This is a genomic window from Propionigenium maris DSM 9537 (genome assembly GCF_027925155.1).
GTDB classification, from domain to species: domain Bacteria; phylum Fusobacteriota; class Fusobacteriia; order Fusobacteriales; family Fusobacteriaceae; genus Propionigenium; species Propionigenium maris.
Genome location: NZ_BSDY01000001.1, coordinates 194,508 through 217,894 on the forward strand (window position 1 = coordinate 194,508; position 23,387 = coordinate 217,894).

A 23,387-nucleotide genomic window follows, 5' to 3' on the forward strand; every position below is an offset into this window, starting at 1 on the left:
TGGTTATCAGGATACAGCGTCACGCTGCTTTTTATCTGAGAGCAGGGGCTAGAGTTCATCCCAGCCGTCTACACTGGAGCTCATATTGTAGCTTGTAACACTTCCCTCAAAGAAGTTTGCTTTAACATGTCCCTCCCCCTCGGTGTCTGCAAATCTGTCCAGATGCTTATAGGGGTTCCTATTAAAACCTTCGTAGATAGGCTTCATCCCCAAGCTTCTCAGCCTTTCATTGGCTAGCCACTTTGTATAGGCTTCCGTGGTTTCCGTGGTTATCCCCAGAACCCTGTTACCAATGATATGGTTTGTCCAGTTGATCTCCTGCTCCACAGCCTCCCTGAACAAGGAGCAGATCTCCTCCTCATCAAAGAAACCTGGATTCTCATTTAGGATCTCCTTCATGGTGTGCTGGAAGAGCACCACGTGGGAAAGCTCATCCCTGTTTATAAGTCTTATAATATCAGAGGTTCCCATCATCTTGTTCCTGCTGGCAAGCAGATAGAAGAAGTTGAAGCCGTTGTAGAAGTAGATGGCCTCTAGAAGGTAGTCTGCTATTAGTACCCTTGCAAAGGTCTTGTCTGATGGCTTGTCTATAAACTCCTGATAGATCTCAGCTATATATTTATTTCTCTCAAATAATACCTTGTCATCCCTCCACTTATCGTAGATAAGGTTTCTCTTCTCCTTGGGAAGGATAGACTCGATAATGTACTGATAGGACTGGGAGTGGATAGCCTCCTGATAGGTCTGGATAGACAGGATCAGATTAACTTCCGGGGCTGTAATGTGATCCGATACATTGGGAACATTGTTTGTCTGGATACTGTCTAAGAATATCAGGAAGGAAAGGATACCGTCATAGGCATCCCTCTCCTCATCTGTAAGGTTAACATAGTCATTCTTATCCGATGTAAGATCTATCTTTTCAGGGATCCAGAAATTCCCCATCATTACCCTGTAGAGGCTGTTGGCCCACTGATACTTTACATTGTTTAAGTTAAAGATATTGGTGGAATCTCCCTTTATAATCCTTCTGGCTTCCAGGGTATCGGAACCCAGGGGGTTAAATAGTTTTTTTCTATCCACTACAGCTTTCACACTCCTCTTTCTCCTTGGCTACATTGGTATTTCTCTGAATAGTTCTTGTATAGTAGATGGATTTACATCCTCTCTTCCATGCAGTCATAATTGTGTCGTAGATATCCTTGGCCTTGATATCCTTATTCAGGTCGAAGATAAGCTCCATAGATACTCCCTGGCTTACCCACTTACCTATACGGCTCATTACCTCTACATATCTCTTGGGCTCGATCTTTCTGAACTCAGTATAGAACCACGACCTGTCCTTCAGGTGTTTTACCACCCTTGGAACAGCTCCCTTCTGATTCTTCTCGATGAAGAACCTTGAGAATGCAGGATTTACAGATGCAGTAGCTCCCATAAGGAGGGAGGAAGATGTATTTGGAGCTATGGCAGTGAGTTCCCCGTTACGTATACCGTGTTTTTCTACAAGGTCATATACCTCCATCCACTCTGGAGCCAACTTGGAGTTCTCCTCATACCACTTTCTGTCCTTTTCGAAGAAGATACCCCTGTCCCAGTTGGAACCTTCAAAGTTTACATACCTTCCCCTGCTTTCAGCCAGGAGGGCGCTTCCCTTGAGGGTATAGAGGGCAATCCTTTCAAAGAGTTCATCTACTTCCTCATCGGCTTCCTCATATGCCAGGTAGTTACGGGCAAGGTAGTCGGCCAGCCCCATAGCCCCCACACCTATAGTCCTGTAAAGGTCGTTGTGTCTTCCAGACTCCCTTATTGGACTTTCTGTAAGGTCGATGGTGTTATCCAGCAGCCTCACAGCGAGGATGGAGGTATCCTCCAGTTCCCACTCCTCCAGTTCAGTTAGGTTTAGAGATACAAGATTACAGGTATGTACTTCACCAAGCTCAGTTTCAACCCTACCCCTGTCTCCCTCCCTTGTCTCTACAAACTTTTTTGTGGGAGAGAAGTTGGAGAAGCTCTCCATACAGAGGTTACCATTCCCGATCATCCCCTTGTGCTGGTTGTGGTTCATCCTGTTGGCAGTGTCCTTGAAGAAGATGTAGGGCATACCAGTCTCTATCTGAATCTTCATTATTTCCTTTAATATCTCCAGGGCATACATGGTCTTCCTCAGAGTAAGCTCTCTATCTGCTTCCAGCTTTTCATAGAACTCCCTGAACTCATCTCCATGGAGCTCACACAACTCCACCCCATACTTCTTCCTTACCTCATAGGGGTCGAAGAGGGTCCATGAACCTCTAGCTTCTACCCTTTCCATAAAGAGGTCGGAAACAACTATCTGAGGATAGATGTCATAGGCTTTACCCCTCTGATCTCCATTTTCCGTCTGAAGCTCAAGAAACTGTTCAATATCTATATGCCATGAATCGATTGCCATGGTAACAGCTCCAGCTCTACGTCCCTGCTGGTTCACAGCTACAGCAGTATCGTTGAAGATCTTTATCCACGGAACTACACCACCGCTGGCATTTGGATAGCCGTTTACCCATGATCCCTTACCTCTGATCCGGGAGAGGTTTATCCCCACGCCCCCGCCATTTTTACTTATCTTTGCCACTGAATCTACATTGTAGAAGATAGATTCTATATTGTCGTCCACAGCTGAGATAAAGCAGGATGACAGGTTACCCTTGGGAACCCTTAGGTTGGCAAGGATTGGAGTAGCAAGGGATATCTTTCTCAGGGAGAGGGCGTCGTAGAACTTCTTCGCCGTCTCCACAGGATTACTTTCCTCCAGGGAAAGCATCATAGCGATTGCCATAAATACTTCCTGGGGAAGCTCCCAGAGAAGCCCCTCATGCTTCAGCAGGTATCTGGAGGCAAACATATTTGCCCCAGCATAGTCAAAGAGCATATCCCTCTCAGGTTTAATATACTCACCCAGCTCCTCCAGATCCCTGGAGGAATACATTTTTAACCTTTCATCATAGATTCCCTCCCTGCAGAGGTTACCTATAGTTTGGGAGAAGTTGCTGTAGGAGGTTCCCCTGTTGTGGAAAACCTCCCTCTCAACCTCCATCATAAGGAGTCTTCCTGCCACAGTACTCCAGTCGCTCTCCTCGAAGGAGGTCATGGAAACAGCCAGGTTGATGAGGGATTCCTGTATCTTCTTGGTAGTAATATTTTCCTGGTAGATGGAGTCCACGTGGCTCTCCAGCTCAACCATATTTATCTCTAATCCCTCACAGGCTCTCACAAGCTTCTCTCTGATTTTCTCTATATTCAGTACTTCTCTTATGCCCTCTCTATTGATGACACTCCTCATACTACTCTACCTCTTTTAAGAAATCTTCCATTCCCAGGAACTCACCCTTATACTCAACTACTGGAGCCATCATTACTCTTGCTTTGCTTGCTGCTATTCTAAGCTGCTTCATATCCTGAAGGTACTCAAAGTTCATTCCCTTTTCCTCTAGCATTAGCTTTAGCTCCACACATCTTGGGCAGTTTTCTTTTCCGTATACTTTGATCATATTAATCGCTCCTTTTATATCTATCTTGTGTTTTGTTTTTTATTAGATACTATATCTAGTATTATATTTATCACAAATTTGTAATTAGATCAACAATTATTTTTTATTTTTCTTGTAAAGAATTACTGGATCCCTTATAAATACACATAATTAAGATACTGAAAAAAGATTAAAATCTTTTTCACCAGGTGGAAGATGATCTATAGATCAGATAAAAAATCTTGGTAGGAGTTATAGAGAGGTGATTTTAATTGAGGTAGGTGTCTGTCTTGAAAGAGAGGTTATCTATTATCGGATTTCCTATTTAGAGATAAATCAGAACTCTGTCCGTAAAAGACCTATAATTTATTAATATAAAAATATTGTTTTAAAGAAAGTAATAATTTAAACAAAATTAATAAAGGGAAAGTAATATAAAGTAAGTGTTGTGGGGAGTTTCTGGGACAGGGAGGTGTCGGTTATGAGGAGATTTATTATTTTATTGCTACCACTTCTTATAGGTTGTAGCTTTCAAGTAAGGGAGTCCGAGGGGGATGAAGAGAGACTTTCAAGGAGACCGGCAATGGAAGACAGGGATGTTTACAGTGAGTTTGATTTCAGAAGCGGATTTAAACCATATGAACTTGAGGAAAGAGTTCCCCTTGTAGACTATAGTACAGACGACGCTGAGAGGCTTTCTAGGGAATCTGCTTTATTTGAAGATATAGACACTGAATTGAACTACAATGATATGTATCAACCATATGATATCTACCGTGAGGACCAGTTAAACTACAATGGCAGGGACGAGAGGATAGAGTTCCTAGAGGTAGAGGAAGTAGAGGAGGATAATTTAAGATTAGATATTTTTAAGTAAAAGATGTATAATATCCGGGATAGATTTAAGAAGTAAAGGAGAATCAGTTGGAAACATTTAAGAATTTTAAGATAAGTAACAATTTAGTATCCCATCTTGCAAAGAGAGGAATAAAGAGTCCCACTCCCATCCAGAGTAGGGTAATAGACCCTATTCTAGATGGGAAGGATGTTATAGGTAGGGCAGATACAGGAAGTGGTAAAACACTTGCCTTTATGCTGCCTATTTTTGAGAACCTGAACCCCAATGTGGGGGAGGTGCAGACCCTTATCCTTACTCCTACAAGGGAACTTGCCATCCAGGTTAGTGAGGAGGCCAAGAAACTAGGTGAGATCAAGGAGATAAAAACTCTTCTTGCCTATGGTGGAAGGGATATAGAGGGACAGCTAAATAAGCTTAAGGGAGTGCAGCTTGTTGTAGCTACTCCCGGGAGGCTTTTAGATCACCTGAGAAGGGGAACTATAAACCTTAAGAGAGTGAAAAGTGTAGTTATAGATGAGGCGGATCAGATGCTTCTTATGGGATTTAAAAATGAGGTAGAGGAGATAATGAAGCATACCTCCAAGAAGAAGCAGGTTCTCTGTTTTTCTGCCACAATTAATTCAGATGTAAAGAAGCTTGCCTACAGGTACACCAAGGAACCAGTAGTTGTGGAGATAGAAAAAGGCAGCGAGGATAATATAGAGGAGTACCTTGTAGAGAGTACAGACAGGTGGAAGCTGGATGCCCTGTGTGAGGTATTAAATGATACCAACCCATTTATGGGAATAATCTTCTGTCGTACCAAGGCAAGGGTGGATAAGCTGGAGGCAAGGCTCTATGAGAGAGGGTATAACTGTCAGAAGATCCACAGTGATATTCCTCAGCCAAAGAGAGAGAAGATAATGAAGGCTTTCAGAAATGCAGAGATACAGTATCTTATCGCTACAGATGTGGCTTCCAGAGGTCTTCACATAGATGGTGTAACCCATGTATATAACTATGATATTCCAGAGGAGACTGAGAGCTATACTCACAGGATAGGGCGTACTGGAAGAGCCGGTGAAAGTGGAAAGACCTACCTCTTTGTGACACCTAAGAATGAGAGGGAGCTTGAAAGAATTGAGGAGATCAGAGGAAAAGCCTTTAAGAGGATAGAGGTTAAGGGAGAAAAGGATGTAATGTCTACGAATCCCAACCACGGAGGGAAGTATAAGAAGAGGATAAATACCGCCCCTAAGAAGTTTAAAAAGAGATAAGTAATAGAGATAATAGAAAAGGAGACCTAAATAAAGGTCTCCTTTTTATTTGGTAAGGAAAGTATAGAACTTTCAAAAAATTTACATGAAGTGAACAGTGTCTTAATTGATTATCAGGATGCAACGTCACGTTGCTTTTTATTAATCAACTTTTTCGAAGGTAGCTCCCTCACACAGGGGACATAATTCCAGTTCCTCACCATCCTTAATCTCAAATTCAAAATCACAGATTACACATCTGTACCTTCCCTTTCCCGGGACATCTCCAAAACTTGGCATAGCATAACCTCCTTCACTGTCTTTTTGATACTAGTATATATCCTTTTCATTTTAAAGGAAAGAGAAAATTTTTTGAAAAATATATGGACTTTTGCAAGTTTTTGCGGTTAATATCTTGATATATGGAACAAATGAAACTATAATGAAAGGGCTGCAATTGAAACAACATTAGAATTACGGGAGAGTGAAGCAATGAGGGAGAGAAAAAGGGCGAAAATTTTGGGAGTGGCCGGGGTATTTATTGGTATGTCCCTGCAGGCCAGTGCCATGTCTGTGAACGCAGACAGAGTATTTGAGAGTAGTGTGGACAGCAAGTATCCGGTGAGCTTTTCCATTTCAACAGGGCTGCTAAACGGAGAATCAGAGGAGTATGCTTACAGTAACTACTTTGGAAGTGACCAAAAGGAAAGTAAACTTACCTGGGATCTGAAGAATGTTTTTATAGTGGGAGCAGAAACCTCAATAGGACTTAGCAGAAGGGTATCCCTGAACTTTGGAGGATGGATCAATGCCAATAAGGGAAGTGGGGATATGAGTAACTACGACTGGCGTACAGGTGATGATAATTCATGGACGGATAAGTCTGATCACAGCACAGATCTGGAAGAGGGGATGATGTTGGATGTTAATGTAGATATTCTGCTACTATCAAAAGAAAACTATGCCCTGTCTGGAGTTGTGGGATTCAGGCACGACAAGTTCAGATGGAATGCTTATAACGGAAGTGGAGTATATAGTTATAACGATATTGGAGCTGATAAACTGGATGGATTCCCTTATGAGGACGGTAAGAGGGTCCAGGATGTGGAACAATATGGAAAAGCAGTATCATATAAGCAGGAGCTCTATGCCCCTTATATAGGTTTGAATTTTGATTACAATAAAAACAAGTGGACTATAAGGTCCTATGTAAGGGCCAGTCTGTGGGCTTGGGGAGAGGCAACAGACACGCACTACAGTCCGGCAGGTAAGTATACTTTAAACGATGACTTTAGAGGAAGCAGCAAAGGGGATACAAAATACTCAGAGGGCGGAGAAAAGAGAAGCATGAAGGATGAAGTTGATGATATGTTCTATCTTTCCTTTGGTCTGGGAGTGGACTACCAGTTTACAGAGAGCCTTTCAGGAGGGCTTTCAGCAGACTTCCAAAAGTACAATAAGGAAGAGGATGACAGTAGAAAAGATTATGAATATGAATATAGAGATGATACATATGAAGGGTGGGGGGGAATGTCCCACATGTCCTACATGGTTACAGCTAGTGTAAAGTACTCATTTTAAAAAAAGAAGTCGAAAGACTTCTTTTTCTTTTCTTCGGATATCGGGGAGACCAATGAGTTGTCTCAGGGAGATGTTTAGGGGAGAAGAATTTTACTCTGTTCTTTTCAGTCCCCAGAGAGCTCCCCATGTGAGGAGAACAAGGGTAAGGGGGATCAGAAAAATCCTTACCCTTATAAAAAATACAGTAAGGGTGCTAAAGGCGGGACCAAGGATGATTATAAAGGTGGGAACACAGCAGACAAAACCTCCCAAAAGACCTGTAAAGACTCCCAGAAGTCCCCTATTTTTTCTCAGAGGACAGCTGGCAGGATACTTTTTACCATAGATAGCAATTGCTACATTTAGAGCCACAAGGATCCCGAGGATAAGCCCCAGAGCAATATTCATGGGAGAAACTATAAAATAAAAGTCTCCCGTGGAGAAGGCACCTATTCCCTCCCAGATAAAGGGAGCTTTAGTCTTAAAGAGTTGTACTCTCCAGCCTCTCAGGATAACGGTATTAAACCTACCAAAGGGATTACCCAGGGTAAGGTCCCCTGTGCTGTAAAGGTAGAAGAGGAGATAGAGAAATCCTGCAAGGGATCCCCACCTAACTGCTGATTTCTCCTTAAATATTTTATCTATCTTCATCTATATCACCTACAACCTTTGATTCAGGGTAGAAGGCATGCCATGCAAACCAGAAGGCATCCATCCCCTTGTGGGGAGTAAGGGAGTGGACTCCAGATTCCCCTCTAAGGTTCCATACCCTGTTGATTCCTCTATCCCTTATCTTGCCATCCTCCATGTAGAACTCCAGCTCCTCTCCTCTGAACTTTCTTGAGAATGCTCTCACTGTATCCAGCTCAGGGTCATAAAATACAACGGCCCTGATATCCCCGTGGGTGATGTTAATGATCCCTTTCTTTTTAATTAATTCCCAGGGGACAGCTGCTGTACTCTTCTCTCCGATTAAGCCTCTAACCATAGCTTTAGGTGGGAGGGTATCGTCTGAGGACATTAGTGGGAAGAATGCTCCTCCAGTATTGTAGTAGCTGTCTTGGCTGAAGTAATCTCCGTAGGGATCCCTCTCATAGTTCCTGATGGAACCAGTGTCCCTGGAGAGCACTTTACCATAGGGATACTTCTTCACAGCTCTCTCCCAGGTGCTCCATACCAATGGAAAGTGTTCTAGAGTGTCTCCCTTTCTCTCGCCCTGAACAGCCTTTCCTATTACCTGTGGCCATAAACTCTCTGTTTCTCTGTCATAGATAACTAGGTTGCTGTTCACAAGCTTCCCAGAAACTCCCAGGGTATTGTTGTTGGACGGGTAGTAGCCTACAACTGAGGAGGTAAGGGGGCAGTAGGTGATGGCTATGTTTCTCCTCTCCATCTTATCATTTATAATCTCATGCCATACGAGAATTTTTTGCGGGATAATCTTTGGGGTGGAGGACTCCAGGATGAAAACAATATCGTTACCTGACATGTATCCATTCCCTTCCTCAATATCCAGATAAACTGGAGACTCGATGGGGGGAATTCCGTCTTTCGGGACTCTTCCGCTAAATATATTATCTTCTATCTCTTCCAGAGTATGGGAGAGGAGTATACCTGAGAGAAGAAGGTAGAGAAAAATTTTAATCAATTTAATCAACTCCTTTAAATAAACTATTTATAGTAATACTTCAAAAAAATTAAAGCTGCTTTAAAGAAGGGAGCTCCTTTATTTGAAAATTAGATCCTTTCAGGGGAAAGCGGTGTAATCCCCTTAAAAAAGAGGATATGGTGGAGGAGCATCTAAGAATTAGGTGAGAGTATGGCTCTTACTATGGAATGTTTAGATAAACTTAGGAGGAAAGATGAAGAAGAAGCTGTTGGAGATCAATGAACGGATAAAAAGGATATCGGAGCTCTATGAGGAGCATGAGAAGGAGCAGGAGGAGCTCATAAGAAATATTATCAAGGGAGCAGAGCTTGACAGGAGGCTGGATCAGATACAGGAGCTCCTGAGAGGTGTAGAGGAGGAACTGGAAAAGGAGAAGATGGGCAAGTAGAGAATGGAACTGCAGGATAAGGAGGTAGTTATGGCAAATCGAATAAAGAAGTATGATATCTTTAACCCGGGATTTTTAAGAGACTTTTTAGAAGATGATTTTCTGACGGACAGCTTCTTTCATAGGAGATTAACCCCTCCAGTTAATATATGGGAGGGAAGCGACAGCTATGTGGTGGAGGTCTCTACTCCTGGAATAAAAAAGGAAGATATAAAGATAAGGAGAAAGGGGAATGTTCTAACTATCTCCTATGATGATGAGAGCAGGGAGTATAATGAGAAAAACTATCACAGAAAAGAGTTTCAGAGAAGGTCCTTCAGCAGAAGCCTGAACCTCCCAGAGGATGTGGAGATAGATAAGATCTTAAGTGAGTACAGGGACGGTATCCTGACCATCTCCATACCTAAATCGTGGGTTTCTGCATCAGAGGATGAGATCATAGATATAGAGATCAAGTAGAGATGATTTACTATTTAAATAAAAAGTTAAAGGGAGACTTCTATGAGGTCTTCTTTTAGAGTCAAAGAGCAAAGGAAAGGCAAGATTTATTTTATATAAAATAGGTAGGGGATTTAATAAAAAAGAGTCTGTAAATACTTTTGATTTTGGAGATAGGTGATGAGAGAAGCTCTATAAGATAGGAGAGCTCTCTGAAAAATATGTCCGTTACTTAGATGAGATAGATTCAGCCAGGGAGAGAGCTGCCATAACCCACGAGGAGATTAATAGCATCTATAACGAGCAGCTCAACCGGACCATGTTTCTTCTATCTATTGTTGCCACTATCTTTCCTCCTCTGGGGTTTATTACGGATCTTCTGGGAATAAATGTAGGGGGGATTCCAGGAGAGGGGAATCCCGTGGCATTTTTAACAGTATGCGTGTTCCTAGTAATCTTAATTATAGGGGAAATTCTAATATTTAAGTTTAAAAGGTGGATCTAGGAGAGCTCTCCACAGGGGTGGTGTAGGGGTTAAGAGAATTAAAATTTAGAGGATTACCAGATTCCTTTAGTAGTACAATCTATAGGGAATACAGAGAAGAAGAACCACTATAGATACCCCAAGATAGAAGAGTAAAAGAAATTCCCCGCTACTAAAGTGTTTTTTTTCTGAAATCATCCATTCTTTTTTCCAGCTCTAATAAAATTTTCATCCGACATACCTCCTGTTTTTTATGAGGTAATTTTACTAACTTTGATGAAAGAAGGTATTGATATTATCAATAAAATTTACTATTATAGATTAATGTTTTTATTCTAGCAGGTTAAAACACTATGGAGATATTTTGGGAAATTTATTTTTCATAAAGGAGGGGATAGATGAAGGCCCTTATGGCAACACACCGTTTAATGATAAGTATAAAGGAACTCTGTAAAGTGGGTGAGGTGGATATGACCTACAATGAATTTATTATTTTACTGGCTCTCTACGATAAAAAGCACTATGTAGGAACTATCCACCAGGAGACCCTGTTTGACAAGGGTCTTATAGTGCGGACCCTGAATTCAATGATTGAGAAGGGACTTGCCACTAAATCCAAGGAAGATAGGGGAAATAAGTATCTTCTCACTGAGGTGGGAAGGGAGTCTGTTTCCCAGCTGTATCTGGATAGAGACCACCTAAGGGAGACAGTTTTCGAGGAGGATGAATTAAAGAGGTTTGAAGAGGTAAAGGAATTGCTAGTTGAACTGGATAGGAGGATGCGAAAACATCTTTTTAATGATGAGTAAAGAATTAGGAGGTAACCAATTATTTTCCTTTACACCTAACTTCATTACAGAAAAAATGCTTAGGGACAGAGTACCTGAAGGAGGAGGGGCTTATCTAGAATTGATCTTGGATGCAGTTAATGATAAGGAGATCTATGGTACTTAAGAGGTATAATAGATCTACTGAAAGTAGAGGCTATAAAGTGAAAGAAGGGAATAAAAAAGCTGGAGGTTATCCTCCAGCTTTTAATCTCTAACTTATTAGATACTCTATCAAATTAAAACTACTCTACTAAAGTATAAAAATTAACTTCCATTTCCCTTAGATAGAGCTTTTCCAGTTTAGGGAATACTTCCCTGTAATGACTTGATTTCATATGGTTCTTAAGAGACTCCATGTCCTTCCACTCCTCTATAAAGGAAAAAACAGTTTTATCGGTAGTATCTTGATACAAGTTATATTCTAAGCAACCTCCTCCTTTTTAGTTTCATCTATTAATTTAGCTGTATAGTCCTTAAACTCTCCGATAAACTCCTTTTTTATGAAGCATCTAGCTGTAACTTTAATCATAATTTACTATCTTCTTTTATATTTTTAGTTGTTCAACTTAATAATACAGGGCCTTTCCTTAGCATGGCAAATACGTACTTTGAGGTAAGTAGATTTACTTAAAGGTAGGAAATGCAGAGCTCTTGGAAGAGAGAGGAGAGATGAAGTATTATTTTTATTATAAAGTAGCCTTCAAGAGCTTTCACCTCATAGGAGATCCCCCTATAAAATATCTAATTTATTACAAAACATTATTTTAGAGTTTAAAATAAAAAAGCAGCCATTATAATAATTTTAGCTGCTTTTTTTATTATTAAGGAAAGTATAGAATTTGTTAAAAATTTTCATGAAGTAATTAGTATTCCAACTGATTATTAGGATGTAACGTCACGTTGCTTTTTATTAATCACTATAAGATATCTCGCTCCCCATATATTTTTGAGTCCACTCTGCTATTATCTTTAATGCCGGCATGATATCAGCTCCTTTTTTAGTGAGGAAGTATTCTACTCTTGGAGGGACTTCCGGATAAATTTTCTTATTGACCAAGCCCTCACGTTCCAATGCTTTGAGCTGTTCATTGAGAACTTTTTGTGAAATCCCTTTTATCCTTCTTTGTAGCTCCAAAAAACGTACCGGTTCCTCTGTGAGGTGAAATAGTATTAATCCCTTCCACTTGCCCTTGAGAACCTCTATTCCCAGGTCAAGGTGACAGACAAAATTTTTACCTTTATATTCAAGCATAGGTAACTCCTTTAACGATAATGATAAAACTCTTTGAATTATTATATAATTCTTTTGTGAAAAAATAAATGTTATTTTTCTATTTTCTTCTACCCCTTGAATTATTTAAAATCCTACCTTTAGGTAAGTAAACTTACTTAAAAGTGCCTACTTGTGAAAAATTCCTCGTTTCTATACAATAAACTCACATTGAACTTGAAAAGTTAATGACAAGTTCTGCAAATCTACAGGATAGGATTTTCTGTAGAAGGATTATAGGAGTGTATTTGAGAGTTCACACCTTTATCAGAGAAAAAGGAGGATTTTTTATGAAGGTAGTAGCGTTTAACGGAAGTCCAAAGGCAAATGGAAATACAGGGGCAGCTTTAAAGTTAGTGGCTGAGCAATTGGAGAAGGAAGGTATAGAGGTAGAGGTAGTACATGTTGGAAATAAAGAACTAAGAGGCTGTATAGCCTGTAATGGTTGTGTGAGAAATAAAGATGAAAAGTGCATTTTAAAGGATGATTATGTAAATACATGGATTCAAAAAATTAAGGATGCAGATGGAATAATACTAGGGTCTCCAGTACATTATTCTGCCTTAGGAGCTACAATGAAGGCATTTCTAGACAGAGCTTTCTATGTGGCAGGTGTAAATGGGTCACTGTTTAGACATAAAGTTGGGGCCTCAGTAGTAGCAGTAAGGCGTTCAGGAGGATTACCGACCTTTGAACAGCTAAACAACTATATAAATTATTCGGAGATGATAATGCCTACATCAAATTATTGGAATGTTATCCACGGAACAATGCCTGGAGATACAGAGGGAGACTTAGAGGGTCAGCAGATAATGAGAGTTTTAGGGAAGAATATGGCGTGGGTATTAAAGCTTGTTGAAAATGGAAGGGGGAAGGTAGAGGAACCAGAAAGAGAAGACAAGGTATTTACTCATTTTATAAGATAATTAAGATTTAAATGTTTACAAGATATAAAAAAAGACAGGAAGATATTTATTCTCCTGTCTTTTGGCTGTTAAGATAAAGTATAAAATTTATAAAAAATTGCTTGAAATAATTAGTGTTCCATTTGATTATCAGGATGCAGCGTCACGCTGTTTTTAGTCAGCTGCTATGGAAAGACTCTTTACAGATATAGATGGAGATCCAATAGAGGATAATCCAAAGGAAAGGTCGCTTGCAACCTCAACTATATCCTTAAGGAGCTGGAAGTAGTTCCCGGCTACGGTAATCTGTTTGAGGGCCTTTGTCTTCTTACCCTCAACTATGGCAAACCCTTCAGCAGCAAGGGAGAAGTCCCCTGAGATAGGGTTGATACCAGAGTGGAGCCCTGCAAAGGAATCGATATAGACACCTTTTTGAATCTCACCAGAGATCTCCTCAGGGGAACGCTCTCCCTCCAGGATATAGAAGTTTGAAGGGGATATACCTATAGTCCCCTTATAGCTTCCCTTGGAGGCATTACCGGTAGACTCTACCCCGTCGATCTTTGCAGTCTTGAGGTTATAGAGGTAACTTTCAAGTCTTCCCTTAGCTATAATCTCCTTGTATTTAGTGGGGAATCCCTCGGAGTCGAAGCCTGTGCTTCCAAGTCCCTTTTCCAGGTGGGGATCATCCACAAGGGTAACTGCAGAGCTGGCAATAACCTCTCCAAGCTGTCCCTTTAACTTTGAGATACCCTTCTGAACGCTTTCAGCAGAGAAGACACCGCTGAAGGCTCCCAGCATATCCCCAAAGGCTTCATTTCTGATGATAACAGGGAGCTCCCCCTCTACACCGGAAATTGTGTCCAGCTTCTTTATTGCCTTTTCCACAGCTTCCTCAGCCAGAGCTACAGGATCAAACTCGCCAAAGTCATTCCCCACCTTGAAAGCTGCTCCAGTCTTTACAAGATCCCCCTCCTTGGCAACCACAGAGAGATAGGTGTAGGCAGAGTTTCCTCTGTCGGAAAGGTCCATCCCCTTGGAGTTTTTAATTACCCTTTCAGATTCTCCCATACCAAACATACAGTAGTTGACGCTGGTGATACGGGGATCCTTCTCCATGGCAGTTTTTTCCATGGTAGAGAGAAACTCAACCCTCTCCTCTACACTGAGATCTGAGAGGGTAGGGTTGTAGTCCTCTACTACTACATACTCTCCTTCTCCGTTATGCATAGGCTCCACTTCATTATTTTCAATGATCTGAGCATTGTTCAGAGCCTCTTCTATAATATAATCTATATCTCTTTCAGTAAGGGATTCGCTGTAGGAGTATCCCATCTTATTGTCCCTCTTTACTCTGAGAGAGATCCCCCTTGTGGTGGAATCCGAGTAGCTGTCCACCTCTCCCTTAAATACCTTTACGGTGCTCTTTCCAGAGGACATATAGTATATCTCATACTCCTCTAAATTTCTTCTATCTAATTCTTTAAAAAGTTCATCGATAAATTCCTTAACATTCATAGGTCTACCTCCATCTAGTAGTTTATTATCCTGGGTATAGAATAACAAAATTTAGGGGACATTACAACATCCTATCTGGTTGATCTACTCCCTTGACAGAGATAAAAAAATCAGATATCATCTTATCGAAAACGGTTTCGTTGAGGCTTGAGATTTATGAAACTATTAAATATAGATTAGGTCTGATTTAAAGATATGAGGGGAGGAGTATGGCAAGTATCAGGGAGATAGCTAAGGAAGCTGGAGTTTCTGTTTCTACAGCTTCTAAAGCACTAAATAATAAGAAGGATGTAAGTGAGGGGACCAAGGCAAGGGTAAGGGAGGTGGCCGATAAGTTGGGATACACTCCAAACCCCATAGCCAGAAGACTATCAGCCAGAAGGAAGAACCTCATAGGTCTACTTATCCTCCACACAGAGACCCTTGAAATAGATGGAAGTATCTTCATAAAGATCCTGGGGGAGATAAGTAGGGAGGCAGCAGTAAAGGGCTACGATGTTCTTCTTATGACACCAGCAGGTGGAGAGAGTTACATGGAGATGGCAAGGAGAAGCAGGGTGGATGGCCTCATTATACTGGGGCTCACTTTGGAAGATAAAAATCTGGATGAATTGAAAAGGGCGGAGCTACCCATGGGGATATTGGACCAGAGGGTAGAGGGGAAGTGCTGTGTAACCACAGATAACAGAGGTGGTATAGAGGAAGTGGTGAAACTCCTTAAGGAGAAAGGTCATAAAGAAATTTCATTTGCCGGATGGTGTGATAGTTCCCAGGTATCCCATGAGAGATATGACGCCTACCTGGAGTCCATATCTCCAAAGACTGAAAGGGTTTACAGGGGAGGGTTCTCCTATGAGGACGGCCTTGCCATGGGAAGGGAGATAGTGGAAGATATAAGATCGGGGAGGAGTATAGATGCTGTGGTGTGTTCAGCAGACATGGCAGCCCTGGGAGTAATAAAGGAGCTTCAGGGTGCAGGTATAGAAGTTCCAGGGGATGTAAGTGTAAGCGGTTTTGACAACCTCATGGCAGGTAGGGTTGCATCTCCGTCCCTGACCACTGTATCCCAGGATACCCTGGAGATATCCAGGGCCCTTCTTCAGGGAGTAACGGACCTTATAGAGGGTAAGGGTGCAGGGGACAGAGTAATAACAGGTGAGCTTATAGTCAGAGATTCAATAGGGGGAAGAAATGGAAAAGATCAGAAATAAAAAATACAGAAAAACAGGAAGAACGGGAGATCTTGAGATCTCTGCCATGGGAATAGGTACCTGGGCATTTGATCCCAAGGGATGGACGGGGACTACCGACGATGAGTCTGTAAGGGTATTGAGGGAAGCATTGGATATGGGGATAAACCTTATAGACACAGCCCCTGTATATGGATTGGGACACAGTGAAAGGATAGTGGGAAAGGCTATTGGTGGGTATGATAGAGAGGATATTTTTATTGCCACTAAGTGCGGTCTTATCTGGGATGAAGAGGGGAGGGTAGAGAACAACCTCAGCAGGGAAAGTCTGCTGAAGGAGATAGATGAGATCCTTGGGAGACTGGAAACGGAGTATGTAGACCTCCTTCAGGTACACTGGCCAAACCCAGCCTATGATATAAAAGAAACCTTTGAGACCTTAGCTGAGATAAAGGCCTCTGGAAAGGCAAGGTATATAGGAGTATCCAACTACTCCTTGGAGGATCTCAAGAGGGCAGAAGAGTTATGCGAGATAACCTCCTTTCAGGGACTCTACAATATGCTGGAGCCCAATGCCAGTTCATATCACAATATCGGTCTGGGGTACAGGAGCGAGGAGGAGATCCTTCCCTATACTGGGGAAAGGGGGATGATCTTTCTTCTCTACTCTCCACTTATGCAGGGTATCCTTGCTGGAGCAGGAGCAGATAATATTGACAGGTTAACAGAGGGAGATGTGAGAAGGACCAATCCTGTCCTGGGAGAGGAGAAGTACTACAGGGCAGCCGAAGAGATAGAGAAAATAGCAATGGAGTAGGGGTACACCCTTTTGGAGGTGGCTATAAACTATCTTCTGGACAGGGGAGCAACATCTATTATCTCCAGTATGCAGAGTGTAGAGGAGGTAAGGGCAAATATAGTGGCAGCCAACAGGGAGATACCTCCACACCTCTATGAGAGAGTAGAGGAGATAAGAAAAGAGTACGGTCTATAGGAGGAGAGGGATGAAGCTGGGTCACTACTATGAGGGGGATATTTCAAGATTCAGAGTATTTGCACCACAGAGAAGAAAATTAGAGGCAGTCCTCTACAAGGAGGACGGATCTATAGAGGAAAGGGTGAAGTTAACCAAGGATGAGCTGGGTTACTGGCAGGGACAGTGCAGGAGGTTGTTACCGGGAACCCTGTATAAGGTCGAGATAAATGGAAGGGCATATCCAGATCCTGCTTCCAAATATCAGCCAGAGGGGGTTCATGGCCCCTCTATGGTGGTGGAGGTTGAAGGTGTGGATTCCCCTGGATGGAGGGGAGTAAAGATAGAGGAGGCAATAATCTATGAGCTTCACCTGGGGACCTTTACCCCAGAGGGGAACCTCAGAGGGGCAGTGAAAAAGCTCTCCTACCTGGGAGAACTGGGAATAAATGTAATTGAACTGATGCCCATAAACGCCTTTCCAGGGAAAAGGAACTGGGGATATGATGGGACCTATCCCTTTGCTCTCCAGAACTCCTATGGAACCTATGAGGATCTCAAAGAGTTTATAGAGGAGGCACACAGGCTGGGGATAGGAGTGATACTTGATGTGGTATACAACCACTTTGGCCCTGAGGGGAACTACAGTGGGGTCTATGCTCCCTATACAAAGGATGCTCCGACGCCCTGGGGAGCAGCCATAAACTTTGACGGAGCCTACAATCATGGGATCAGGGACTATTTCTTGGAAAATACCCGTTACTGGCTGGAGGAGGTAGGCTTGGACGGATTCAGAATGGATGCTGTGTCTCTGACCTTCGACAATATGCCCAGGCATATTTTGAGGGAGATAACAGATCTCGCAGGGACGATTGCAGAGAGGGAGGAAAGGGAGATCATAATGATAGCTGAACACCTTAGAAATGACAGAAATGTCACATCTGAGGAGGGATTTAACTATCACTCCCAGTGGAACGACGATCTCCACCATGCTCTCTATTCGAGGTTAACTGGAGAGAAGGGACGTCACTACATAAATTTTGGGAAGCTGGATGATGTTGTAAAGGCAATGAGAGAGGGATTTGTGTTGGACGGGTCGAAGTTTGATAAGTACTGTAAGTATTTTATGGGAACAGATGGCACAGGAACAAAGGGTTATGAGCATGTGGTTCACATACAGGATCATGACCAGGTGGGAAACAGGCTTCACGGGGACAGGATGATGTCCACCTATGGAAGGGAAAAGGCTCTTCTTGGGGTTACCGCTGTTATGGTAAGCCCCTATATTCCAATGCTATTTATGGGGGAGGAGTATGGGGAGGAGGCTCCCTTCCTCTTCTTTGAGGATTTCAGCGACAAAAAGATCATAGATGGCGCCAGAGAGGGAAGAAAGAGGGAGTACTCCTTTAGAGGGGAGGAGCCCAGAGATCCCCATGATATCGATACCTTTAATGATTCCAAGCTTCGTTGGGAGACCCTGGTGGAAAACAAAAACCAAGAGATACTGGAATACTATAGGAAACTCATATCCCTGAAAAAAAGCGGCAGGGTTGGACCGGTGGATAGGAGTAAGGTAAAGGTTACCTCAGATCCTGCAAGGGAAATAATCAGGATAGAGTCTCCCCATACCATAACCCTTCTTAATTTTTCAAGTAAGCCTCAGAGGGTAGAGGGGATGAAGGGACTTATCCTAACCTCGGAAGTAGAGAGGGTAGAGGGGCAGTTAGGAGCTTTTTGTGCCCAGATATATGAGAGGTAGTTAAAGGAAAAACTTAAAGAAAAGATGGAGCCTAAGGGCTCCATCTTTTACTTTGCTATGAGCACAATAGAACTTCTTGCCTTTACCCTGTAATATCCTCCATCTATCGGGCGAGGTATTTCCAGGAAGTCCTCCTGGGAATCTCCAGTATCCACTACTCTAAACCATCTCTTTCCATGGATATTCGGAAGTTCAAAATCCAGACCCTCATAGTGGGAGTTAAATGCTACATAGATCTGAGAACTTTGTTTTTCTTTACCCTCATCAACCATGAAGGCCAGGACCCTGGATTCATGGGACCAGTCGGGGCTGTAGGGTACAGTTCCGTGCCAGCTGATATCCGACAAACCGTTTCCATTGGTATCGGTGGCAGTAAAGAAGTGCTTTCTCCTTAGGGAGGCATTTTCCTTTCTAAATCCTATCATTCTCTTGGTAAAGAGGTAGATATCCTCAAATTCTTTAAACCTCTCCCAGTCTAGCCAGTTGAGTTCATTGTCCTGACAGTAGGCGTTGTTGTTACCCTGCTGGGTCTTTCCCATCTCGTCCCCCATGAGGATCATGGGAGTCCCCTGGGAAACCATAAGGATAACCATCATATTTTTTATCTGTTTTTTTCTCAGGCTTATAATATGAGGATCTTCCGTTTCCCCCTCGACACCATGGTTCCAGGAGTTGTTGTGGTCATCTCCATCCCTATTGTGTTCCCCGTTGATGTGGTTATTCTTTTCATTGTATGAAACCAGGTCCCACATAGTGAAGCCATCGTGGGCGGTGATAAAGTTGATACTGTAGTAGGGTCTCCTTCCGTCATTGGCAAAGAGGTCGGGACTACCTACTATTCTTGTGGCAAGGTCGCTGGTTATCCCTGGGTCCCCCTTTATAAACTTTCTCACAGTATCTCTGAACTTTCCATTCCATTCAGCCCACCCCTCTGGAAACTCCCCCAGAAAGTATCCTCCAGCAGCGTCCCATCCCTCGGCGATGAGTTTTGCCTTGGAGAGAACGGAATCTTTAGAGATATCATTTAGGATGGAGAGGTTTCCCAGCCACTGACCGTCCTCCCCCCTTCCTAAGATGGAAGCAAGGTCAAACCTGAAACCATCCACATGCATCTGCCCATACCAGTATCTCAGGCAGTCCAGGATATACTCCTTAACTACAGGGTGGGAGCAGTTCAGGGTATTTCCCGTTCCCGAATAGTTGGAGTAATACATCTTGTTGTAGGGTTCCAGCATATAGTAGATAGAGTTATCCAATCCCTTTAGGGAGATGGTAGGTCCCATCTCATTGCCTTCTCCAGTGTGGTTGAATACAACATCCAGGATAACCTCTATACCTGCATCATGAAATGCCGTGACCAGCTTGCTGAACTCCAGCACATGATCCCCCACAAGAGCTCCAGTCACCTTGTCCTTGTTTGAGAGGTAGTTTGAGGTAGGAGCATAGAATGCTATGGGATTATAGCCCCATACATTTTTTAACTTCTCCCCTGTAATGGGATTGCTCCCAAGGATACTGTCCTCATCAAACTCAAAAACTGGAAGAAGCTCCACTGCTGTAACTCCCAGATTCTTCAGGTGGTTTATCTTCTCGATAACCCCGATATAGCTTCCAGGATAGGAGACTCCAGAGTTCTTATTCATGGTAAAGAGTTTTATATGCATCTCGTAGATAATACTATCCCTGTAGTCGGTTTCAGGTTTCTTATGCTTTGAAAAATTAAACTTTCTGGAATCTACAATAATTCCCTTCCTCTCATGTCCCTGAACCTTTGGGGTGACAGCTTTGGCATAGGGATCCAGAAGAAGTTTGGTATGGTCGTATCTGTGTCCCCTTTCAAGGTCAAAGGGTCCTCCTACCCTCCACCCATAGTAGTAACCCTCGGAAATACCTCCAACATATACATGCCAGGTATCCCCTGTCCTGTTTAGTGCAGGGTCAAGCTCATAGGAAAAATGAGGCTCGGTGTCAAGAGCTTCCCTATAGATCTCAAGGGTTACCCTCTCAGCATTCCTCGAGAAGATACTGAAGTTTACCCCCTGTTCCATCACAAGAGCTCCCTTATAGTAAAGTCCTGGCAGGATCTTATATTTTTCCATAAATACCTCCTGAAAAGCAGTTTATTGTTGGAAGTATAGCAGGTTTTAGAGCAAATAGATAATGTCAGGTGACATTTTTTCCTTAAAAGAAACTTAAGGGAGTTTATTGGAGATACAGAAGCTGGGATCCAGAAAAGATAAAAACCACCCATAGGGTGGTTTTATCTTTAAACTATTGGATTAGTTGTAACTATAAGTAGTGTAAGTAGAGCTGAGAAGCAGGCAACTGGTATATAGTTATTCCTCTTCTCGCAGATAACACCAAATAATCCCATTCCTAGGATCAGGTTTACAACGAGAAGCATCGCTATTCTTGAATATAAAGCCATTTTTTCATTCTCCTTTCATTTGTTCCACGGGCATTCTACAACAAGTTAAAGGAAAACAAAAGCTTTATTTATTGTTAAACTTTACAAAGTGAAACTAGAGTAGACAAAAAGAAGGGTAGAGATAAAATATATTATTTTAATCATAGCTATCAAAATAATTAATTAAACAAATTATTCCTCTGAACATCCCAAGTGCCAACACTTAACACAACTTATAGTTCAAGAAGTCATTATAGTTTGTCAGGTCAATTTTTTTAAGGATATGTTTCTCCTCTACCTCTCCCTCTAATATAACATAATCCTCTGTAATATCGTCGATAGTCCAGATAATTCCGTGATGATCCATCCACTTATCACCTAAGATAAACTTTTCCTTTAAAAGATAGTGTTTACGAGTTTCTTCCTTCATCATATCAACCCCTCCCTTAAACCGACCTAACTAAATAATAGTCCATTGAGATTAAAAATAGCTTAATGGAAGGGGATTTTAACCTATGTTACTGGAAGAACCTTCCTTCCCCCTATCTCCTTCAGGTGTGTCCTCAGAAAGTAGCCCGTTACCAGGAAGATAAAGAGATCACTCACGGGAAAGATATACCATACTCCGTCTATTCCAAAGTACCTTGGAAGGATGAGTAGAAGAGGGATAAAGATTCCCACCTGTCTCAGAAGGTTTAATACCACAGATTTCATAGCCTCCTCTATGGACTGGAAGTAGTTTGCCCCGATGATATAGAAGGCATTCAGTGAAGCCAGTGCCAGATAGATCTTTATTCCCCTAGAACCGATATCTAGGATCTCCCTGTTTCCATCGTTGAAGAGGTTGATAAAGAACTCTGCATTGATAAATACTCCCAGGGTAAGAAGAACTCCCAAGGCTACAGCCCCACATATTGAGAGTTTGAGGGTCTCTGTAACCCTGTCATACCTCTTGGCCCCATAGTTGTATCCAATAATAGGCTGACTCCCTGCCCTTATACCTGAGATGGTCATAGAGAGGAACATATAGATACTGTTTATGATTCCCATAGCTCCCACAGCCATATCTCCCCCGTATGTAAGGAGGGTCTTGTTACACATCACCGCAGCAAGGCTCGTAGTAACCTGAAGGGAGAAGGGAGAAACTCCTATTGCAACGATCTCCCTCACAGTTTTTCTATCCAGAATGAGATTTTTAGCTCTCAGCTTGATATGGCTCCTCCTGCTTCGGGTAAAGTGGTATAAGATGGCAAGGGCAGTGACCACATTGGCAAAGGCAGTGGCCAGAGCAGCTCCCCTGATTCCAATATCAAGTGAAAAGATAAGTATGGGATCAAGAACTATATTGATTAAAGCTCCAGAGACCATATATACCATGGCTATTTTTGAGTTTCCCTCGGACCTTATGAGGTTATTCATTCCCATGGCCATGAAGTTGAAAAATACCAGGGAATTTATGACACTCATATAATCCCTTGCATAGGTAAGAGTGTTTTCCGTTGCTCCAAAGAGTATTAGAAGATCATCTAAAAATATTCTTCCCAGGATCATAAGCAGGATGCTGGATATTGTAAAGAGGGTAACGGTATTTCCCAGGGCTCTCTCTGCCATATTCCTTCTTCCCTCTCCAAGCCTTATGGAGACAATACTTCCTCCCCCCTGGCCTATGAGCATTCCTATGGCAATATAGAGGGTAAAGATGGGGAAGGTGATGCTGAGCCCCGTCATGGCATAGGCTCCTATCCCTTTACCTATAAACATCCTGTCCACTATATTATAGAGGGCAAATACCAGGCTTCCTATTATGGCCGGGATGGAAAACTCCCAGAGGAGTCTTGATATTCTTTCGCTTTCAAGTCTTTTTAATGCTCCCACTATGATGACCTCCCTTCCTCAAAATAATCCTCTATATTCCTGGTCATCCTTCTCATGACTCTCTTGAAGACCTCCATCTCCTCAGGGGTGGATCCCCTTAGGAGGAGCTCCTGCTCCATTCCTATTATCCTTTCTATCTCAGGTTTAAGTTCCCTTCCCTTGGGGGTAGTATAGAGGCAGAAGGCTCTCTTATCATTGGCATCCCTCTCCTTATAGAGGTAGCCGTGGTCGATGAGCTTCTTAACGGCTTTGGCTATAGTTGCCTTATCCACATTTCTTCTTTTTCTGAGCTCATCCTGGGATACCCCCTCGTTGTGGAGAAGCTCATAGAGTATACCAAACTGTCCATCCCCTAGTGAGTACTTGTCCAGGTGAGAGGATAAAAACTTTCTTATATCTCTGGCTAACTCATTTATCTCTTTACCTATTGGTTTCTTCATATTCAACCTCCTAAATTAGTTGACTTGCTAACTAATTTTAACATAATTTAGTTAGCAAGTCAACTAATTCAGAAAAGC

At 42.3% G+C, this 23,387-nt stretch carries 26 protein-coding genes; 12 read left to right on the forward strand and 14 right to left on the reverse strand.

Going from position 1 to position 23,387, the window contains the following annotated elements; translation table 11 throughout:
• Nucleotides 1-48: 48 nt before the first annotated feature.
• From QMG11_RS00960 to QMG11_RS00970, 3 genes are read right to left on the reverse strand one after another with little or no spacing between them, the layout of a single operon-like run.
• The gene (locus QMG11_RS00960; protein ID WP_281832968.1) at nt 49-1,083 is read right to left on the reverse strand and encodes a ribonucleotide-diphosphate reductase subunit beta; all 1,035 of its coding nucleotides are present in this window, start codon (nt 1,081-1,083) and stop codon (nt 49-51) included.
• Nucleotides 1,076-3,322, reverse strand: coding sequence for a ribonucleoside-diphosphate reductase subunit alpha (locus tag QMG11_RS00965; protein ID WP_281832547.1), 2,247 nt, complete (start codon nt 3,320-3,322; stop codon nt 1,076-1,078). The genes QMG11_RS00960 and QMG11_RS00965 overlap by 8 nt, the downstream gene beginning before the upstream one ends.
• Nucleotide 3,323: 1 nt before the next feature.
• Nucleotides 3,324-3,530, reverse strand: coding sequence for a glutaredoxin family protein (locus QMG11_RS00970; protein WP_281832550.1), 207 nt, complete (start codon nt 3,528-3,530; stop codon nt 3,324-3,326).
• Between the two features lie 460 nt (nt 3,531-3,990).
• On the opposite strand from QMG11_RS00970, the gene QMG11_RS00975 reads away from it, so the two are divergent.
• Together QMG11_RS00975 and QMG11_RS00980 are read left to right on the forward strand one after the other, a co-directional pair.
• Complete coding sequence (locus QMG11_RS00975) at nt 3,991-4,386, forward strand: hypothetical protein (RefSeq protein ID WP_281832552.1); 396 nt, start codon at nt 3,991-3,993, stop codon at nt 4,384-4,386.
• 47 nt (nt 4,387-4,433) lie between these two features.
• Nucleotides 4,434-5,624: a DEAD/DEAH box helicase gene (locus QMG11_RS00980; RefSeq protein WP_281832553.1), complete on the forward strand. Its 1,191-nt coding sequence runs from the start codon at nt 4,434-4,436 to the stop codon at nt 5,622-5,624.
• Nucleotides 5,625-5,765: 141 nt separating this feature from the next.
• Here QMG11_RS00980 and QMG11_RS00985 read toward each other — a convergent pair whose 3' ends face one another.
• Entirely contained in the window at nt 5,766-5,903 is a 138-nt protein-coding gene (locus tag QMG11_RS00985; protein WP_281832555.1) for a zinc ribbon-containing protein, read from the reverse strand.
• Between the two features lie 192 nt (nt 5,904-6,095).
• Between QMG11_RS00985 and QMG11_RS00990 the strand changes: the two genes are divergently transcribed.
• A complete protein-coding gene (locus tag QMG11_RS00990) occupies nt 6,096-7,184 on the forward strand; it encodes an omptin family outer membrane protease (RefSeq protein WP_281832557.1) in 1,089 nt (362 codons plus the stop codon).
• 90 nt (nt 7,185-7,274) lie between these two features.
• On the opposite strand, the gene QMG11_RS00995 is transcribed toward QMG11_RS00990, so the two are convergent.
• The gene (locus QMG11_RS00995; RefSeq protein WP_281832559.1) at nt 7,275-7,814 is read right to left on the reverse strand and encodes a hypothetical protein; all 540 of its coding nucleotides are present in this window, start codon (nt 7,812-7,814) and stop codon (nt 7,275-7,277) included.
• A complete protein-coding gene (locus QMG11_RS01000) occupies nt 7,801-8,811 on the reverse strand; it encodes a DUF3179 domain-containing protein (RefSeq protein WP_281832562.1) in 1,011 nt (336 codons plus the stop codon). Before QMG11_RS01000 ends, QMG11_RS00995 begins: the two co-directional genes overlap by 14 nt.
• A gap of 214 nt (nt 8,812-9,025) precedes the next feature.
• Between QMG11_RS01000 and QMG11_RS01005 the strand changes: the two genes are divergently transcribed.
• From QMG11_RS01005 to QMG11_RS01015, 4 genes are all read left to right on the forward strand, one after another.
• On the forward strand, nt 9,026-9,220 hold the full coding sequence (locus QMG11_RS01005) for a hypothetical protein (RefSeq protein ID WP_281832565.1): 195 nt from the start codon (nt 9,026-9,028) through the stop codon (nt 9,218-9,220).
• Between the two features lie 30 nt (nt 9,221-9,250).
• Entirely contained in the window at nt 9,251-9,679 is a 429-nt protein-coding gene (locus tag QMG11_RS01010; protein WP_281832566.1) for an Hsp20/alpha crystallin family protein, read from the forward strand.
• A 178-nt stretch (nt 9,680-9,857) separates the two neighbouring features.
• Nucleotides 9,858-10,163, forward strand: coding sequence for a CorA family divalent cation transporter (locus QMG11_RS20015; RefSeq protein ID WP_373877210.1), 306 nt, complete (start codon nt 9,858-9,860; stop codon nt 10,161-10,163).
• 377 nt (nt 10,164-10,540) lie between these two features.
• On the forward strand, nt 10,541-10,951 hold the full coding sequence (locus QMG11_RS01015) for a MarR family transcriptional regulator (protein WP_281832568.1): 411 nt from the start codon (nt 10,541-10,543) through the stop codon (nt 10,949-10,951).
• Nucleotides 10,952-11,214: 263 nt separating this feature from the next.
• Here the strand turns inward: QMG11_RS01015 and QMG11_RS20020 are convergent, their stop codons facing one another.
• Together QMG11_RS20020 and QMG11_RS01020 are read right to left on the reverse strand one after the other, a co-directional pair.
• Complete coding sequence (locus QMG11_RS20020; protein WP_373877207.1) at nt 11,215-11,385, reverse strand: putative quinol monooxygenase; 171 nt, start codon at nt 11,383-11,385, stop codon at nt 11,215-11,217.
• A gap of 497 nt (nt 11,386-11,882) precedes the next feature.
• On the reverse strand, nt 11,883-12,224 hold the full coding sequence (locus QMG11_RS01020; RefSeq protein ID WP_281832569.1) for a winged helix-turn-helix transcriptional regulator: 342 nt from the start codon (nt 12,222-12,224) through the stop codon (nt 11,883-11,885).
• A gap of 308 nt (nt 12,225-12,532) precedes the next feature.
• On the opposite strand from QMG11_RS01020, the gene QMG11_RS01025 reads away from it, so the two are divergent.
• A complete protein-coding gene (locus tag QMG11_RS01025; RefSeq protein WP_281832572.1) occupies nt 12,533-13,168 on the forward strand; it encodes a flavodoxin family protein in 636 nt (211 codons plus the stop codon).
• 153 nt (nt 13,169-13,321) lie between these two features.
• On the opposite strand, the gene QMG11_RS01030 is transcribed toward QMG11_RS01025, so the two are convergent.
• Nucleotides 13,322-14,665, reverse strand: coding sequence for a TldD/PmbA family protein (locus QMG11_RS01030; RefSeq protein WP_281832574.1), 1,344 nt, complete (start codon nt 14,663-14,665; stop codon nt 13,322-13,324).
• A 209-nt stretch (nt 14,666-14,874) separates the two neighbouring features.
• On the opposite strand from QMG11_RS01030, the gene QMG11_RS01035 reads away from it, so the two are divergent.
• The 4 genes from QMG11_RS01035 to treZ are packed head-to-tail and all read left to right on the forward strand — an operon-like array spanning nt 14,875 to nt 18,587.
• Complete coding sequence (locus QMG11_RS01035) at nt 14,875-15,876, forward strand: LacI family DNA-binding transcriptional regulator (RefSeq protein WP_281832577.1); 1,002 nt, start codon at nt 14,875-14,877, stop codon at nt 15,874-15,876.
• Nucleotides 15,857-16,672, forward strand: coding sequence for an aldo/keto reductase (locus tag QMG11_RS01040; RefSeq protein ID WP_281832584.1), 816 nt, complete (start codon nt 15,857-15,859; stop codon nt 16,670-16,672). The genes QMG11_RS01035 and QMG11_RS01040 overlap by 20 nt, the downstream gene beginning before the upstream one ends.
• Before the next feature lie 12 nt (nt 16,673-16,684).
• The gene (locus QMG11_RS01045) at nt 16,685-16,849 is read left to right on the forward strand and encodes a hypothetical protein (protein ID WP_281832590.1); all 165 of its coding nucleotides are present in this window, start codon (nt 16,685-16,687) and stop codon (nt 16,847-16,849) included.
• 10 nt (nt 16,850-16,859) lie between these two features.
• Nucleotides 16,860-18,587 carry a malto-oligosyltrehalose trehalohydrolase gene (treZ, locus tag QMG11_RS01050; protein ID WP_281832591.1) on the forward strand — a complete coding sequence of 576 codons (1,728 nt, stop codon included), beginning with the start codon at nt 16,860-16,862 and terminating at the stop codon, nt 18,585-18,587.
• A 47-nt stretch (nt 18,588-18,634) separates the two neighbouring features.
• Here the strand turns inward: treZ and QMG11_RS01055 are convergent, their stop codons facing one another.
• The 5 genes from QMG11_RS01055 to QMG11_RS01075 form a co-directional block, all read right to left on the reverse strand.
• Nucleotides 18,635-20,686, reverse strand: coding sequence for a glycogen debranching protein (locus tag QMG11_RS01055; RefSeq protein ID WP_281832592.1), 2,052 nt, complete (start codon nt 20,684-20,686; stop codon nt 18,635-18,637).
• Between the two features lie 167 nt (nt 20,687-20,853).
• Complete coding sequence (locus QMG11_RS01060) at nt 20,854-21,015, reverse strand: hypothetical protein (protein WP_281832594.1); 162 nt, start codon at nt 21,013-21,015, stop codon at nt 20,854-20,856.
• A 202-nt stretch (nt 21,016-21,217) separates the two neighbouring features.
• Nucleotides 21,218-21,427 (reverse strand): hypothetical protein, encoded by a 210-nt coding sequence (locus QMG11_RS01065; protein ID WP_281832597.1) that lies wholly within the window; start codon nt 21,425-21,427, stop codon nt 21,218-21,220.
• A gap of 80 nt (nt 21,428-21,507) precedes the next feature.
• The gene (locus QMG11_RS01070) at nt 21,508-22,869 is read right to left on the reverse strand and encodes an MATE family efflux transporter (RefSeq protein WP_281832600.1); all 1,362 of its coding nucleotides are present in this window, start codon (nt 22,867-22,869) and stop codon (nt 21,508-21,510) included.
• Nucleotides 22,869-23,309 carry a MarR family winged helix-turn-helix transcriptional regulator gene (locus QMG11_RS01075; RefSeq protein ID WP_281832602.1) on the reverse strand — a complete coding sequence of 147 codons (441 nt, stop codon included), beginning with the start codon at nt 23,307-23,309 and terminating at the stop codon, nt 22,869-22,871. The genes QMG11_RS01070 and QMG11_RS01075 overlap by 1 nt, the downstream gene beginning before the upstream one ends.
• Nucleotides 23,310-23,387: the final 78 nt, after the last annotated feature.

Bases quoted from the DNA above. Each gene is read 5' to 3' on its own strand.
- QMG11_RS00995 (WP_281832559.1), bottom strand. From the start codon at position 7,814: ATGAAGATAGATAAAATATTTAAGGAGAAATCAGCAGTTAGGTGGGGA.
- QMG11_RS01010 (WP_281832566.1), top strand. From the start codon at position 9,251: ATGGCAAATCGAATAAAGAAGTATGATATCTTTAACCCGGGATTTTTA.
- QMG11_RS00965 (WP_281832547.1), bottom strand. From the start codon at position 3,322: ATGAGGAGTGTCATCAATAGAGAGGGCATAAGAGAAGTACTGAATATA.
- treZ (WP_281832591.1), top strand. From the start codon at position 16,860: ATGAAGCTGGGTCACTACTATGAGGGGGATATTTCAAGATTCAGAGTA.
- QMG11_RS00970 (WP_281832550.1), bottom strand. From the start codon at position 3,530: ATGATCAAAGTATACGGAAAAGAAAACTGCCCAAGATGTGTGGAGCTA.
- QMG11_RS00990 (WP_281832557.1), top strand. From the start codon at position 6,096: ATGAGGGAGAGAAAAAGGGCGAAAATTTTGGGAGTGGCCGGGGTATTT.
- QMG11_RS00975 (WP_281832552.1), top strand. From the start codon at position 3,991: ATGAGGAGATTTATTATTTTATTGCTACCACTTCTTATAGGTTGTAGC.
- QMG11_RS01060 (WP_281832594.1), bottom strand. From the start codon at position 21,015: ATGGCTTTATATTCAAGAATAGCGATGCTTCTCGTTGTAAACCTGATC.
- QMG11_RS01005 (WP_281832565.1), top strand. From the start codon at position 9,026: ATGAAGAAGAAGCTGTTGGAGATCAATGAACGGATAAAAAGGATATCG.
- QMG11_RS00985 (WP_281832555.1), bottom strand. From the start codon at position 5,903: ATGCCAAGTTTTGGAGATGTCCCGGGAAAGGGAAGGTACAGATGTGTA.
- QMG11_RS01075 (WP_281832602.1), bottom strand. From the start codon at position 23,309: ATGAAGAAACCAATAGGTAAAGAGATAAATGAGTTAGCCAGAGATATA.
- QMG11_RS01015 (WP_281832568.1), top strand. From the start codon at position 10,541: ATGAAGGCCCTTATGGCAACACACCGTTTAATGATAAGTATAAAGGAA.
- QMG11_RS01035 (WP_281832577.1), top strand. From the start codon at position 14,875: ATGGCAAGTATCAGGGAGATAGCTAAGGAAGCTGGAGTTTCTGTTTCT.
- QMG11_RS01020 (WP_281832569.1), bottom strand. From the start codon at position 12,224: ATGCTTGAATATAAAGGTAAAAATTTTGTCTGTCACCTTGACCTGGGA.
- QMG11_RS01055 (WP_281832592.1), bottom strand. From the start codon at position 20,686: ATGGAAAAATATAAGATCCTGCCAGGACTTTACTATAAGGGAGCTCTT.
- QMG11_RS01040 (WP_281832584.1), top strand. From the start codon at position 15,857: ATGGAAAAGATCAGAAATAAAAAATACAGAAAAACAGGAAGAACGGGA.
- QMG11_RS01065 (WP_281832597.1), bottom strand. From the start codon at position 21,427: ATGATGAAGGAAGAAACTCGTAAACACTATCTTTTAAAGGAAAAGTTT.
- QMG11_RS01025 (WP_281832572.1), top strand. From the start codon at position 12,533: ATGAAGGTAGTAGCGTTTAACGGAAGTCCAAAGGCAAATGGAAATACA.
- QMG11_RS01030 (WP_281832574.1), bottom strand. From the start codon at position 14,665: ATGAATGTTAAGGAATTTATCGATGAACTTTTTAAAGAATTAGATAGA.